Source organism: Skermanella mucosa, assembly GCF_016765655.2.
Classification (GTDB): Bacteria; Pseudomonadota; Alphaproteobacteria; order Azospirillales; family Azospirillaceae; genus Skermanella; species Skermanella mucosa.
This window is the reverse complement of sequence record NZ_CP086106.1, coordinates 3,609,404-3,623,347: the sequence shown is the minus strand read 5'-3', so window position 1 is coordinate 3,623,347 and position 13,944 is coordinate 3,609,404. Positions and strand designations below refer to the sequence as shown.

The 13,944-nt window shown below is 67.4% G+C and carries 13 protein-coding genes; 6 read left to right on the top strand and 7 right to left on the bottom strand.

All coding sequences use genetic code 11. The annotated features are described in order from the left end of the window. Positions 1-137 precede the first annotated feature (137 nt). Positions 138-1,052: a hypothetical protein gene (locus JL100_RS16670; RefSeq protein WP_202678563.1), complete on the bottom strand. Its 915-nt coding sequence runs from the start codon at positions 1,050-1,052 to the stop codon at positions 138-140. Between the two features lie 298 nt (positions 1,053-1,350). Between JL100_RS16670 and JL100_RS16665 the strand changes: the two genes are divergently transcribed. The 6 genes from JL100_RS16665 (at position 1,351) to JL100_RS16640 (ending at position 7,340) form a co-directional block, all read left to right on the top strand. Further along, positions 1,351-1,689 carry an RT0821/Lpp0805 family surface protein gene (locus JL100_RS16665; RefSeq protein ID WP_228421367.1) on the top strand — a complete coding sequence of 113 codons (339 nt, stop codon included), beginning with the start codon at positions 1,351-1,353 and terminating at the stop codon, positions 1,687-1,689. Between the two features lie 7 nt (positions 1,690-1,696). Continuing rightward, entirely contained in the window at positions 1,697-3,832 is a 2,136-nt protein-coding gene (locus JL100_RS16660; protein WP_228420757.1) for a mechanosensitive ion channel family protein, read from the top strand. Next, complete coding sequence (locus tag JL100_RS16655) at positions 3,829-4,395, top strand: putative glycolipid-binding domain-containing protein (protein ID WP_202678560.1); 567 nt, start codon at positions 3,829-3,831, stop codon at positions 4,393-4,395. The genes JL100_RS16660 and JL100_RS16655 overlap by 4 nt, the downstream gene beginning before the upstream one ends. A 1-nt stretch (position 4,396) precedes the next feature. Continuing rightward, on the top strand, positions 4,397-5,248 hold the full coding sequence (locus JL100_RS16650) for a hypothetical protein (RefSeq protein WP_202678559.1): 852 nt from the start codon (positions 4,397-4,399) through the stop codon (positions 5,246-5,248). A 167-nt stretch (positions 5,249-5,415) separates the two neighbouring features. Beyond that, complete coding sequence (locus tag JL100_RS16645) at positions 5,416-6,294, top strand: glycine betaine ABC transporter substrate-binding protein (protein WP_202678558.1); 879 nt, start codon at positions 5,416-5,418, stop codon at positions 6,292-6,294. Between the two features lie 23 nt (positions 6,295-6,317). Then, on the top strand, positions 6,318-7,340 hold the full coding sequence (locus JL100_RS16640; RefSeq protein ID WP_202678557.1) for an isopenicillin N synthase family dioxygenase: 1,023 nt from the start codon (positions 6,318-6,320) through the stop codon (positions 7,338-7,340). Between the two features lie 24 nt (positions 7,341-7,364). On the opposite strand, the gene JL100_RS16635 is transcribed toward JL100_RS16640, so the two are convergent. From JL100_RS16635 to ftsE, 6 genes are all read right to left on the bottom strand, one after another. Beyond that, positions 7,365-9,662: an adenosylcobalamin-dependent ribonucleoside-diphosphate reductase gene (locus tag JL100_RS16635; RefSeq protein WP_202678556.1), complete on the bottom strand. Its 2,298-nt coding sequence runs from the start codon at positions 9,660-9,662 to the stop codon at positions 7,365-7,367. 255 nt (positions 9,663-9,917) lie between these two features. Then, positions 9,918-10,694 (bottom strand): lysophospholipid acyltransferase family protein, encoded by a 777-nt coding sequence (locus tag JL100_RS16630; RefSeq protein ID WP_202678555.1) that lies wholly within the window; start codon positions 10,692-10,694, stop codon positions 9,918-9,920. A gap of 78 nt (positions 10,695-10,772) precedes the next feature. Further along, positions 10,773-11,684, bottom strand: a complete 912-nt coding sequence (locus JL100_RS16625) for a TrmH family RNA methyltransferase (RefSeq protein ID WP_202678554.1) — start codon at positions 11,682-11,684, stop codon at positions 10,773-10,775. Between the two features lie 32 nt (positions 11,685-11,716). Then, positions 11,717-12,319 carry a YdcF family protein gene (locus JL100_RS16620; protein WP_228420756.1) on the bottom strand — a complete coding sequence of 201 codons (603 nt, stop codon included), beginning with the start codon at positions 12,317-12,319 and terminating at the stop codon, positions 11,717-11,719. Continuing rightward, the gene (locus tag JL100_RS16615) at positions 12,316-13,197 is read right to left on the bottom strand and encodes a cell division protein FtsX (protein ID WP_202678553.1); all 882 of its coding nucleotides are present in this window, start codon (positions 13,195-13,197) and stop codon (positions 12,316-12,318) included. The genes JL100_RS16620 and JL100_RS16615 overlap by 4 nt, the downstream gene beginning before the upstream one ends. Continuing rightward, a complete protein-coding gene (ftsE, locus tag JL100_RS16610; RefSeq protein WP_246148206.1) occupies positions 13,197-13,859 on the bottom strand; it encodes a cell division ATP-binding protein FtsE in 663 nt (220 codons plus the stop codon). Before ftsE ends, JL100_RS16615 begins: the two co-directional genes overlap by 1 nt. Positions 13,860-13,944: the final 85 nt, after the last annotated feature.

Genomic DNA, 13,944 nt, shown 5'->3' with positions numbered 1-13,944 from the left:
CCTGAACACGATCGGAGCGGGCTGGTCGTCCAGCGGGTCGTCGATTGGGCTGACCTTGGAGCGCGGCTGACCAGCGCTTGTTTTTGTCGCGCGACACTACGGAGGGTGGGCGCCGCTGGAACGTAGTTTACCGTAGTTTACCAGTTCATGTGCTTGACGGGATTGACGGTTTGGGCGGGCGCTCGATCTTGTTGGCCGTTCATCGGCAACTCCAGGTCGGCACCGATTTCCGCGGCGACCCGGGCCTGAGCTTCGAGCGCCGGCTCCTCCACCGGCCTGTCGTACGCCTTCGTCCAGATGTATGTCCCGTTCCTGGCGCTCACCAGGCTGGCGGTCACGCGCACCATGCCTGATCCGGTACGTACCGTACCGGTCAGGATCGCGTCCGCGCGGTGCGAAGTCCCGACCGAGGAACCCTCGGCTCCAAGCACGGCGAGCACCCTGCGGCGCGTCAGTTCCTGCGTGATCTCGTCGGCGATTCCGGAAGCCATCTCGGCGCTTCGGGAATCCTCGGCGGGTGAGAAGGGCAGGACCCGGACCGCAGGGATCATAGGGCCGCCGAGGGCTGCTGCGACCATATCCGGGTCATGGATCGCGTATGCCACGCCCAGGACGCCGGCGACCGATAGCGCCGCCAGCATGGACGCTCCCGCAAGTCCGCCCGGAGGGCGCTTCGGCATCGTGACGCCCTCCGGGACGACCGGCGTCCTCCGGCTGAAGACCGGGATATAGCCACCCTTCGGCAGGTCGATCAGCACCGGGTCCCCGGACCCCCGGGTGAGATAATATCGCTCCAGCCGGCGGCGGAGTTGGGCGGCCTCGATGCGGACCAGCGGATCGGATTGGGGATCGAACGTCTCGTCCCGGTCCAGAACCGATATCGCCACGCAATAGGCCTTGATGCGGGCCTCTCGGCCTTCCAGCGTCTCCTCGACGATGTAGCCGAGGAAACGCCGGCTCCGGTGGCAGCGTCGGAACTCCTCGGAAGCGCAGATGCGGTCCAACTGCTCGCGGACCTGGGACGGGGGCACGGGATCGGAGAAGGCGGACAACTCCCCCGTTTCCGGAAGGCATTTGTTCTGGCCGGTTCCCATGATCGTCCCCCGTCTACGGGACAGCTTGCCGCGATCCGTCGCACGATAAACTTTCATTCATCCCGGCTCTCTATCGCCGATGGTTATAATACCTTTGGCCATTAACTTGAGCTTGAAATAACCTTCCCATGTGGATCCTTATAGATCAGCGCCGAATATGGACCTGATCTCTCACGGCAGTGCAGCGCATCGCTTTCCGTCTTTGGCGAATACAGCATTTCAGGGAGGGTTGGCTTTGAGAAGATCGGGTTTGCTGATGCTGGCCGCGGCGATGCTTCTTCCCTTGGATGCGGTGGAAGCGCAGTTGCTGTTCGGCAGCCGCCTGGGCGAAGCCCATTATTCGGGAGACGATACCAAGATCATCATGCAGGTCGGAGCGGACATGCTCCGCAATGCGCCGGACGGTGAGTCCAGGCCCTGGTCCAACCCCCAGACGGGACACGGCGGGACCATCACCATGGTCAGGAGCTACGAGCGTAACGGGATGCCCTGCCGTGATGCCCGGATGAGCAGCGAGGTGGGCCGGCGCAACGTGGTCTACATATTGCCGGTCTGCCGCATCGCGGACGGGACATGGAAGTTCGCCCCGCAGTAAGGTCATGATGGTGGTCGTCAGACTGATCCTCCTGGCGCTCTTCCTGGCTGCCTGGTTCTGCCCCGGTCTCGCGTCCGCCCAGCCGGCCGTCCAGGCGTCCGGCGCCGGCGTCGATGCGGTCATCCAGGCGTTTCCCGGAGGGCTGACGCCCGAGCAGACGGACGCCCTGTTGTCGGTCATGGACGGCGAGCAGGTCCGCGCCGCCTTGCGGGACAGGATGCTGACGGAGGCGCGGACCCGGGCCGCGGCTCCCCGGCAATCCAATCCCCTCGCGTTCTACGCCGGGCGCCTGGATGCCGTGGTCAAGGCCTATCCCCGGATTCCGGCGGCGCTGGCCGATGCGTTCGAACGGCCGAACGGGCGGGATGCCGCCATCCGGCCATGGCGGCTGGCGGTATCGCTCCTGTTCCTGTTCGCGGCCGGCGTCCTGGTCTGGGTGGCCCTGACACGGCTGCCGCCCGCGGCACCGGGCAGCGTGCTGCGGAGTGCCGCACGTGACCTGCTGCGGATCGGCGGGTTCGTCGCGGGCCTGCTGCTGGCCTATGCGATCCTGCGCCCGACCCATCCCGCGGCACCCGCGATCTTCGTCGCGGCGCTCCAGGCGGCCCTGACGGTACTGATCGCCGATCTGATCTTCAGGGTCCTGTGCGCGCCCGGGCGGCCGGACCTGAGGCTTCTGCCGGTGGGCGACCAGGCGGCGGCGGCGATCCACCGCTCCGGCATATGGGTCGCCGTCCTCAGCGCGGCGCTGCTCGGCCTGTTCGACCTGCTGAACGCGCTGGGCATGGCATACGATCCGCTTATCGCCCTGATCCTGCCGATCAGCACGCTGCCTTTCCTGTACCTGGCGGTCCAGCTTTGGAGCCGGCGCCGGGACATCGCCGCGCTGATCGGCGGGTATCTCAATCTCGACCTTTCCGCCAGCCACGGGATCGGCACCGGCCTGGTGCTGGCGACGATCTACCTCGCCGGCCTTTGGCTGACGCTCGCCGCCGCGGCGCTGCGGCTGGAGCCGGGCACGGGCCTCCGCCTGCTGGCCAGCTTCGTCCTGGCGGCCGCGGTTCCGGTGACCGCCCTGCTGCTGCACCGTCCGGTCGCCCGATTCCACGAATCGGCGGGTGCCGTCGACGGCGAGGCGTCCGCCACCACCGTGCGGCTGATGCGGGCAGTCTGGGTCTCGCTGCTGGTTCTGGCGGTAGTCGCCACGGCCTTCCTCTGGGGATTCGACGCCGCGCGGCAGCCGGGCCCGTTCGGCATCGCGCTGCGGCTGCTGTTCGACGCCGGCGTGATCCTGCTGCTCGGCTATGTCGGCTGGGCGCTGCTGATCCGGAGCTTCGACCGCCTGATCGCGTCCCAGAACGACCGTGACCGCCGGACCGCCCAGCGGATGGCGACCCTGCTGCCGCTGCTCCGCAAGTTTCTCCAGGTGGCATTGGTGGCCGTCGTCGTGATGATCGTGCTGTCCTCCCTGGGAATAGCCATCGGGCCGCTGCTGGCGGGCGCCGGCGTGGTCGGCATCGCGATCGGGCTGGGTGCCCAGTCGACCATCGCCGACATCCTGTCCGGCATCTTCTTCCTGCTGGAGGACGCCTTCCATATCGGGGACTATGTCGAGGTCGGCCAGCTCCGGGGCACCGTGGAGAACATCTCGCTCCGCTCGCTCAAGCTGCGCCACCACCGCGGCGCGGTCCACACGCTTCCCTTCGGCCAGATCAAGGCCCTGACCAACTACACCCGCGACTGGGCGCTGATGCGGCTGGAGTTCCGCGTGCCGCCGGAAACCGACCTGAACCTCGTCAAGAAGCTGGTGAAGCGTATCAGCGCCGAACTGTCCGACGACCCGGAGATGGGACCCAGCTTCATCGAGCCGCTGAAGTCCCAGGGGGTGCGCCGGGTGGAGGACGATGCCGTGATCATCGGGGTAAAGTACATCGCCAAGCCCGGAGAGCAGTTCACCATCCGGCGCGAGGCCTATCAGCGGATCATCAAGGCGTTCAACGAGAACGGCATCGACCTTGTCGGCCGGGGCGTGGTCGTCCGGGTCGACGATCCGAACGCCGCAAGCCGCGCGGTCGGGTTCGCCGCGGTCGAGGCGATCCGGGACCCGTTCGACGGCGGAAAGCAAACGAAGGAGCAGGCATGAGCGACGGGCGAACCCTCGTCGCGCGCTGGCGCGACTGGGCGGGGACGGGGCTGGAGCATCTCGTGCTCCAGGAGGCGCCCCGGGGCATCGTTGCGGAGGCGACCGTCATCGCGACGCCGGACGGCGGAGACCCTCTGGCGCTGACCTACCGCATCTCCTGCGATCCGGCCTGGCGGGTCAGGACCCTGGAGGTGAGGCTGGTCGGCTCCGCCCGGTCGCTGCACGTGGCGGGCGACGGGGCCGGGTCCTGGACCACCGGCACCGGGACGCCGCTCGGGGCGCTCCAGGGGGCGATCGACGTCGATCTCGCCGTCACGCCGTTCACCAACACGTTGCCGATCCGGCGGCTCGGGCTGCGCGCCGGCGAGAGCGCCGAGATACTGGCCGCCTATGTGTCGCCTCCCGACCTGACCGTGACGCCCAACCGCCAGCGCTATACCTGCCTGGAGCCCGGCCGGCGCTACCGGTACGAGTCGGTGGATGGCGACTTCGTGCGCGACGTCGAGGTGGACTGCGACGGCCTCGTCACCGAATACCCGGATCTGTTCCGGCGGGTCACGTAGCGTGGCTGCCATGGCGCCGGGAGGGGAACCCACCGACAAGGAAATCCTCGATCATCTCGACGCCATCTGCGCCACGGAGGAGTTCCGGCGGGCGACCCGGTGCAGGAACTTCCTGCGCTACGTGGTGGAGGAGACGCTGGCCGGACGGACCGACCGCATCAAGGCCTATGCGATCGCGGTGTCCGTCCTGGGGCGGGACGAGAGTTTCGACCCCCAGGCCGATCCCGTCGTCCGCATCGAGGCCGGGCAATTGCGCCGGCGTCTGGAACGCTATTACCTGACCGACGGCAGCGCCAGCACCCTCCGGATCGAGCTGCCGAAGGGCTCCTACGTCCCGGTCTTCACCCGCGTGCCGTCGTCCGAGGCGGACGCTGCGGAGACTGCGCCCGACCGGAAGCGATGGTCGGCCGACCGGAGGCCCTGGGTGGCGCTCGGCGGGGCCGTCGTGGCCATGACCTTGCTGGTCACGCTTGCCGGAGACACCGGGGGCATGGGCAGTCCGGTGCCGACAGTCCAAGTCGATGCCTTCGTTCCGCTCGACGATCTCGGAACCGGTATGGCGTCGGGGCTCCAGGACGAGTTGAAGCGCGCCTTGATGGGAAATCCGCACCTTCTGGTCGTGGACAGCCGGCACGCCCCCGACGCGCCGCCCCCCGACTTCATCCTGGAGGGCAGCGTGCGCGTCGTGGACGGGCGGGTCCGAGTCAACGCCCGCATGATGGAGACCCGGACGGCGCGCTATGTCTGGGCCGACGGCTTCGACAGCGCGCCGGGGGAACTCCCGCTGTTCGACGATCAGGCCAGGGTCGCCGGCATCATCGCCGAACAGGCCTTCGGATCCATCGGACGCTGATCCGGGAAGTCCGTTCCACAGACATTTCCGATAGATGGCATTCGGCTGACCGGTTGCGGGAAGCTCAAGGAAAAGCTCACCTCGGGGAAAAGATACGGGAACAAGGAGAGGAGTTCCGAAATACCTAAGCGGGACCACGGAAGCCATCACGCGAGGAGAACAGCATCATGAGGCGCCTCAATCTTTTCCCGATCCTGGGAGCCTTTCTCATCACGTCTTTGGGGGCGCCGAGCGCATTCGCGAAGGACCCGATCCGGATCGGCCTGAACAACTGGGCGGAGGCGATCGCCGTCAGTCACATGTGGCAGCAGGTGCTTGAGGAGAAGGGCTACGAGGTCGAGTTGAAGACGGTCGAGAAGGCGATCCTCTATACCGGGCTTTCCACCGATGCCATCGACCTGGCGCTGGAAATCTGGATGCCGACCACCGATGCCGCCTACTACGACCGGTTCAAGGAAGATATCGATCTTCACGAGTCCTGGTACCACGGGGCGCGCCTCGGCCTCGTCGTGCCGGCCTATATGGGCATCGGCAGCATCGAGGATCTCAAGGACAAGGCGGCGACCTTCGGCGACGGCCGCTCCTCCGACGGGATCGTCGGCATCGAGGCCGGCTCCTCCCTGATGGAGATGACCGAGCAGGCGATCAAGGCCTACGGGCTTGACTACAACCTCATGATCTCGTCGGAAGTGGCGATGATCAGCGCCCTCGACCGGGCGTACCGACAGGAGAAGCCGGTGGTCGTGACGCTGTGGAGCCCCCATTGGGTCTTCGCCAAGTATGACCTGAAATACCTGGAGGATCCCAGGAACGCATATGGCGCGGCCGACGACATCCATTTCATGTCGCGCAAGGGTTTCGGCGAGGAGTACCCGGAAGTCCTCGACTGGTTGAACGCCTGGGACATGGGCGACGACAGCCTGGGTTCCTTGATGGCCGAGGTTAACGAAGCCAGCTCCCCGGAGGAAGGCGCCAGGACCTGGATCGCCGCCAACCGGCCGCTGGTGGACGGCTGGCTGGAGTCGCAGGCGTCGGCGCAGAAATGATCCATCGTTCCAGGGAGGCGGAGATGCGGCATACATTCCACGAAATCCCGGTGATCGACGCCTCGCCCCTTCTCGGCGGCGGGGAAGGAGCGGGAAAGGTCGACCGCGCCGGCGTGGACGAGGCGATCGGCAAGGCCTGCGAGGAGATCGGCTTTCTCGTGATATCGGGCGCGGCGCTTGGGGATTTCGCGTCGAAGGACCGGCTCGCCCGCCTGTTCCGGTTCTTCGACCTGCCGGAGGAGAGGAGGCGGCCGCTGGCGCGTCGGCGTTTCGTTCCGACCAACGACAACAGCTACCGGGGCTACTTCCCGACTGTGGACGGCGACCTGTCGTTCAAGGAGGGGATCGACATCGGGCCGGACTTCGCCGCCGACGACCCGCGCTACCCCCTGGATCACCCGCTGATCGAACGCAACGTCTGGCCCGCCGAGGCCGACCTGCCGGGCTGGCGGGCCGAGATCGCCGCCCACTACGCGGCGATGACGGATCTTGGCATCATCATCATGCGCTCGATGGCCCGCTACCTGGGCCTGGAGGAGAACTGGTTCGATCCGTACTTCGAGGCGACCAACTCGACGCTGAGGTTGCTGCACTATCCGCCGCGGACCGAAGCGTCGCTGGTGGGCGTGGCCGACGGGTATGTCCTCCACGGCGGCGTACTGCGGCCGGTGATGGCCGAGAACCATGTGGATTCCGGCCTGCTGACGCTGCTTTACCAGGACGATACCGGCGGACTCCAGGTCCGCAACGGCCAGGGCCGGTGGATCGACGTTCCGCCGCTGCCGAACTCGTTCGTGGTGAACCTGGGAGGGGCGCTCCAGCATTGGACGGACCAGCGGTTCGTCGCGACCGCCCATCGCGTGCTGGGCGACGGCCGTGAGCGCTTTTCCGCGCCGTTCTTCTTCGAACCCGCGGTCGATGCGGTGATGCATCCGATTACAGCGGAGGGAAATTCACCTCATTCCGAACCGATCCGCTACGGCGACCATCTGATCCGCGCGATGCAGTCCTTCGTCGAGACGCGGGGCGTCGCGACGGGAAACTAGTGCTCCGGCCGGAACCAGCCTCCGTCAGGAGCATTTCGAATAGCCGCAGTTGGGGCACTGGTCGCAGCCTTCCTGGCGGACCAGCCCGGGCTGCCCGCATTGCGGACACTGGCGAAGACGCACCCCCGGAGCCCCGACCGCCCGGCGCGCCGGTTCCGGCACCTCGCCGTCGCCATGTTCGGGCAGGAAGCCGATCCCGATCATGTGCCGCTCGATCACCTCGCCGATGGCGGCCAGGAGGGAGGGGACGTAGCGGCCGTTCATCCACTGGCCGCCGCGCGGGTCGAACACCGCCTTCAACTCCTCAACCACGAAGGCGATGTCGCCGCCGCGCCGGAACACCGCGCTGATCATGCGGGTCAGCGCCACGGTCCAGGCGTAATGCTCCATGTTCTTGGAGTTTATGAACACCTCGAACGGCCGCCGCCGGCCGTCCTGGATGATGTCGTTCAGGGTGATGTAGAGGGCGTGGTCGCTCTCCGGCCAGCGGACCTTGTATGTCTGGCCGGGAAGCACGTCCGGGCGGTCGAGCGGCTGGGTCATGTAGACCACCGCGCCCGCGTCCTGCATCGGCGGAGTGGCGGGAGGCGGCGGAGCCTTGGCTTTCTCCTCCGGTTTCACCTCCGCCTTCTTCACCGACAGCACCGACCCGGTCACCTCGTTCGGGCGGTAGGTCGTGCATCCCTTGCAGCCGAGTTCGAAGGCGTGGACATAGACATCCTTGAACGCCTCGAACGACAGGTCCTCGGGGCAGTTGATCGTCTTGGAGATGCTGCTGTCGATATATTTCTGGGCGACCGCCTGCATCACCACATGGTCTGCCGGGCTGAGCGACTGCACGTCGACGAAGTAGTCGGGCAGGGGAGCCTGATCCCCGAAAGTCTGGCGGAACAGCCGGTAGGCATGGTCCGAGACCTCCTCCTGCCGGCGCGACCCGTCGGGCATCAGCACGTTCCGGTCGTAGCTGTAGGCGAACACCGGCTCGATCCCGGAGGAGATGTTGTCGGCGAACACCGAGATCGTGCCGGTCGGCGCGATCGAGGTCAGCAGCGCGTTCCGCAGGCCATGGGCCGCGATGGCATCGCGTATGTCCGCGTCGAGCGTCAGCGCATTGGCGCCAGCCAGGAACTTCTCCGCGTGGAACAGCGGGAAGCTGCCCTTCTCGGCGGCAAGCCGGGTCGATGCCAGATAGGCGTGCCGTCGCAGGGCCGCCAGCCATTCCTCCGTCAGGGCGACCGCCTGCTCGCTGCCGTAGCGCGCCCGGCACAGGATCAGGGCGTCGGCCAGCCCCGTGACGCCCAGCCCGATCCGCCGCTTCGCCTTCGCCTCCGCCAGTTGCTCGGGCAGCGGGAAGCGGGAGGCATCGACCACGTTGTCCATCATGCGTACCGCCAGCGGCACCAGTTCCGCCAACCGGTCCATGTCCAGGTGCGCCTGTTCGGTGAACGGCTGCCGCACCAGCGCCGCGAGGTTTATCGATCCGAGCAGGCAGGCGCCATAAGGAGGCAGCGGCTGCTCCCCGCAGGGGTTGGTTGCGGAAATATCCTCAACATACCATAGATTGTTGAACTGATTGATCCGGTCGATGAAGATGACGCCCGGCTCGGCATAGGCGTAGGTCGCCCGCATGATGCGGTCCCACAGGTCGCGGGCCTGCACGGTCTTGAACACGGTGCCATTGAAGGTCAGCGGCCAAGCGTCGTCCTGGCGGACGGCGGTCATGAAGGAGTCGGTCACCAGCACCGACAGGTTGAACATCCTGAGCCGTCCCGATTCGCGCTTCGCCTCGATGAAGGCTTCGATGTCGGGATGGTCGCAGCGCAGCGTCGCCATCATGGCGCCTCGGCGGTGGCCGGCGCTCATGATGGTGCGGCACATGGCGTCCCAGACGTCCATGAAGGACAACGGACCGGAGGCGTCGGCTCCCACGCCCAGCACCGCGGCGCCCTTGGGGCGCAGGGTGGAAAAGTCATATCCGATGCCGCCGCCCTGCTGCATGGTCAGGGCGGCCTCGCGCAGGTGGGCGAAGATACCGCCCATGTCGTCGGGGATTTGGCCCATGACGAAGCAGTTGAACAGCGTCACGTTGCGTCCGGTGCCCGCGCCCGCGAGGATGCGGCCCGCGGGCAGGGACTGGAAATCGGCGAGCGCTTCGGCGAATCGGGAGACCCAGGCGGCGGGGTCTTTTTCGGGCTCGGCCAGGGCTTTGGCCACGCGAGTCCAAGTGTCGCTGACCGTTTTGTCCACAGGCTGCCCGTCAAGCATTTTCAGTCGGTATTTCATATCCCAGATCTGCTGGGATATGGCTGCCACCGAAGTCATCCCGATCTCCGTCCGCCATGGATCCTGGCCGCGATCAAAGCGCCAAACTCCTTGGTCAACAAGGATTTTCGCGGATCTATCAGAACTTGTCCCGAAAATTGGTGCCTTCGCGCCCTCTGGTCAAGTCTAGCGCGTTCATGTTTTGTTCGTTTTGTGGCCTAGGCTTTGGACAGGTCGTCCCGTCTTGCACGCGAGGCCCTTCGCGGTGCAACGCCAACGCGCACATCCACAGAGTTTTCCACAGGCCGAAAATGTTCAAGGGGCAGGGGCCGGCGCTCCTTGGGGCACCTGCTTGGCCGGCTTCTCCGTAGGAGGGCCGCCCGCCTCCATCACCAACCGGTCGGTCGCCGCCTCGAGCCGGCTTTCCAGTTCCGCCAGCGCCGCCTCGCGGCTAAGCCCCGGCTCGATCGGCGGCAGGAACTCGACCACCACCCGGCCGCTGTGCTTCCGGAAACTGCGCCTGCCCCAATAGACGCCGGAATTCAGCGCCATCGGCACGATCGGCAGTTCCAGGTCCTTGTAGAGCACGGCCACGCCGATCCGGTAGGGCAGGTAACGTCCCACCGCCGTCCTGGTTCCCTGGGGAAAGATCACGATCGGCCGTCCTTCGGACTTAATCCGGGCGGCACCCTCGACCATCGATGCGATGGCCCGGCCGCGGGCACTCCGGTCCACCGCGATCATCCGGGCCTTGGCGGCGTACCAGCCCCAGATCGGCAGGAACAGAAGCTCGCGCTTCAGGATGATCGCCGGGTCGTCGATCAGCAGGTGGAGCTTCATGGTCTCCCAGGCCGACTGATGCTTGGCCGCCAGGATATACGAACCGTGCCGAGGGACGTTCTCCAGCCCGCGCACCTCGTAGTCGAGCCCCAGGATCGAGCGTTCCAGGAAATGGACGGTTCGCAGGTACCACTCCACCACATGCACCATCTGCCGGCGCGGAAGCAGCAGCATCCACAGCAGGCCGAAGCAGCACACCGTCGTCCAGGTGAAGAACGCGATATTGAACAGGAGCGAACGGGCGACGGTCATGGGCGTTTTGGAAGGGGCCTGCTGAATGGAGAAATCGGGCGCGGTCGAAAGCGCCGGCGATCCGGCGCGGCGTCTCTTCTAGCGCGCCCGGGCTCCGGACGCCAGTCCGGCTTGGCGGCCGGAGGGTCGCGCCCTCGTCAGATCGTGGATCAGGATGGCCGCGGTGGCGGCGACGTTGAGCGACTGGACGCGGCCGGACCCCGACAGGGTCACGACTCCCTCGCAGGCATCCAGGGTTTCGCGCCCCAGGCCGTCCTCCTCGTTGCCGAGCACGATGGCGGTGGGCCGGCGGTCGGCGGGCTGATCCAGCGATTCGCCGCGCCCCAGCGCGGTTCCCAGCACCCGGTAGCTCGACGCCAGCTGCTTCAGCACCCGCGCGAATCCGGTCGCGCGGTAGAGCCGAACATGCTCCATGCCGCCCTCGGCGACCCGGTAGCTCGCTTCCGACGGACCGGCCTGCGCCGGATGGTCGGATATGACGATCCGCTCCAGCCCGAAGAACGCCGCCGTCCGCACGATGGCACCCAGGTTGTGCGGATTGCCGATGCCGTCCAGGATCAGCAGCGGCTTGCCCTCCGCGGCCCAACGGGAGGCTTCGGCCGGATCGAACGCGGGGAGGGGACGGGGTCGGGTCACCGCCACGACCCCGCCGTGCAGGACGGTTCCCGCGACCCGCGCCAGCTCGTCGGCATCGACCTGACGGTAGGGCTTGCGCGCCTTCGCCAGGTCCCGGCAGAAGCCGGCGACGGCTGCGGCGTTCCGCTCGTCGAAGAACAGGCGCTCGACCAGCCGGCCGTTGCGCTGGAAAAGCGCGGAGACCGCCGGCAGTCCGGTGATCCGGAGCAGCTTCTCCTGGGGCGCCTCGGGCCGCTCGGGCCGGTCGGTCAGCTCGGGAGCGGGCCTGCCGGGAGCACGGCGGCCCGCCGGTTTGAACCGGGGAGCGCCCGCGGGCTTGCCGGGCCGGGGATGGGGGCGGGGTGGTTTTGGCATGGATCCGATCATTTCCTGCCCAGGGCGCGGCGTCAGGCCAGCAGCGAGTAGCGCGCCAGGGCGTAAAGGTATTTGTTGTATTCGTTGACGATCAGCGCCAGCGTTCCCGGCCAGCGCCACCAATCGGCCAGCTTGACCGCATCGGGGGCGACGGGGTGCGGTACCACATCGACCTGCGGCATCGCTATGCCGAACTCCAGGAGGCTGCGCCGCATATGGTAGTTCGAGGTCACCAAGCGCAGTGAGTCGTAATGCCGGCTCTGCATCCAGGCCGCCGTCTCAGCCGCGTTGCCGACCGTATCCCCGGCCTCGTACCCCAGCACGATGCAGCATTCCAGGGTGCTCGGCTCCACCTTGGCTGCCCGCAGCATCTCCCTCAGGTCGACGCCCTGGTGAACCCCGGACACGAACAGGGTCCGCCCCAGGCCGCGTGACAGGAGCTGGACCCCCGTGCTGATCCGCTCGCTGCCGCCGGTCAGCACGACGATGGCGTCGGTCGCCCGGTCGGCCCAGCCGTCTTCCCTCGGGATGGTCTGGGCGAACCAGACAAGCCCGCCGAACCAGCAGGCCAGGGCCAGACCCAGCAACGCGGCCGGCGGCAGCAGCACGCGCGCGACGCGCTGCGCCAGGATCACGGCATTCGCGCCAGGGCGCGCATGACGGTGATGCGGGCCGTCACCGCCGCCAGGACGGCCGCGATCGCCGGGACGGCGGCCAGCGACGCCAGCTGAAGCTGGTCCAGCGCCATGTCGGGCATCAGGCCGGCCGCATACTCCCCTCCGGCGCGCTTCAGGGCGATCAGGGTCGCCGCCGCCAGCACCGTCCCGATGACGCCGCCGCGTATCGCGAGCCCCAGCACGTGGCTCTGGAACTGCCGGGCGACATAGCGGTCCGGCGCTCCCATGACATGCAGCAGCTCGACCACCTGCCCATGGATCGCGAGCCCCGCGCGGGAGACGAAGATCACCGTCGCGACCGCGGCGCCGCCGACCAGCGCCAGGATACCCAGGGCCAACGCCTCGACCGCCCGGGCGATCGCCAGCAGGTCCTTGAGCCATGCCGCATGGTCGTCCAGCTGGGATCCGGGTACCGCCGCGCGGAGCCGCTGGGCGAGGCCGTTCATGTCGATCCTGCCGCCGGCCAGGGCCACGTCGATCATGGCGGGTACCGGCAGGTCGGCGTTCAGCGCGCCGGTGCCCAGCCACGGCTCCAGCAGGCCCTGGAGGTCCTGGCGGGGCAGGGCCTCGGCCCTCGCGATCCCCGGGGTGGCGCGAAGCACTCCCAACGCGGATTGGACGCGTTCATCCAGGGTCGGCGTTCCCTCGGGCAGCGGCGGGACCTGGACGGTCAGGGTTCCGGCGAGGCCGCGGTCCCAGCGTTGCGCCATGTCGGACAGCACCATGGACCCCGCCATGGCCAGGATCGCCAGATAGACCATCAGGGCGATGATCCAGGGCAGGAATCTTCCCGTCACGTCGCGTTGAAGCGGCAGATCGTAGTGGGTGCGGAACATCAGGCGATCCGGGTTGCGCCGCCGCCCCGCGGCAGATGCTGGAGCATGCCCTTGTCGAGCACCATGCGGGCGTAGCCGAACCGTTCTATCATCATCTCGTTATGCGTGGCGATCACGATGGTCGTGCCGAGCTTGTTCAGTTCCTCGAACAGATGGAGCAGGCGCATGCCGATCCTGTCGTCGACGTTGCCGGTCGGCTCGTCGGCGAGCAACAGGCTGGGCCGCGTGATGACCGCCCGCGCGATGGCGACCCGTTGCTGCTGGCCGCCCGACAGGGTGGCCGGCTTGTCGTTCAGGTGGTCGCCCAGGCCGACCCAGCTCAGAAGCTCCGCCACATGCTCCCGCACCTGGGACTCGCGCGCCCCGGCGACCCGCAGTGGCAATGCCACGTTGTCGAGCGCCGAGAGGTGGTCGAGCAGCCGGAAATTCTGGAAGACCACGCCGATGCGGCGGCGCAGCGGCGGCAGCTCTCCCCGCTTCAGCGACGCGATATCGTGGCCGAACATGGTGATCAGCCCGCGCGAAGGCCGGTGCGCCAGATACATCAGGCGCAGCAGCGAGGACTTGCCGGCGCCGCTGGCGCCGGTCAGGAAATGGAACGTCCCGGGTTCCAACGTGAAGCTGACGTCCCGCAGCACTTCCGGCCCATTGCCGTAGCGCATGCCGACATTCTCAAAACGAATCAAATCCTCTCACCTTCGCAACCCTGGACGGCGGGCAGCATCGCACGGCGCGCCCGGAGGCGTC

Bases quoted from the DNA above. Each gene is read 5' to 3' on its own strand.
- JL100_RS16640 (WP_202678557.1), top strand. From the start codon at position 6,318: ATGCGGCATACATTCCACGAAATCCCGGTGATCGACGCCTCGCCCCTT.
- JL100_RS16635 (WP_202678556.1), bottom strand. From the start codon at position 9,662: ATGACTTCGGTGGCAGCCATATCCCAGCAGATCTGGGATATGAAATAC.
- JL100_RS16645 (WP_202678558.1), top strand. From the start codon at position 5,416: ATGAGGCGCCTCAATCTTTTCCCGATCCTGGGAGCCTTTCTCATCACG.
- JL100_RS16615 (WP_202678553.1), bottom strand. From the start codon at position 13,197: ATGTTCCGCACCCACTACGATCTGCCGCTTCAACGCGACGTGACGGGA.
- JL100_RS16655 (WP_202678560.1), top strand. From the start codon at position 3,829: ATGAGCGACGGGCGAACCCTCGTCGCGCGCTGGCGCGACTGGGCGGGG.
- JL100_RS16660 (WP_228420757.1), top strand. From the start codon at position 1,697: ATGGTGGTCGTCAGACTGATCCTCCTGGCGCTCTTCCTGGCTGCCTGG.
- JL100_RS16625 (WP_202678554.1), bottom strand. From the start codon at position 11,684: ATGCCAAAACCACCCCGCCCCCATCCCCGGCCCGGCAAGCCCGCGGGC.
- ftsE (WP_246148206.1), bottom strand. From the start codon at position 13,859: ATGCGCTACGGCAATGGGCCGGAAGTGCTGCGGGACGTCAGCTTCACG.
- JL100_RS16665 (WP_228421367.1), top strand. From the start codon at position 1,351: ATGCTGGCCGCGGCGATGCTTCTTCCCTTGGATGCGGTGGAAGCGCAG.
- JL100_RS16630 (WP_202678555.1), bottom strand. From the start codon at position 10,694: ATGACCGTCGCCCGTTCGCTCCTGTTCAATATCGCGTTCTTCACCTGG.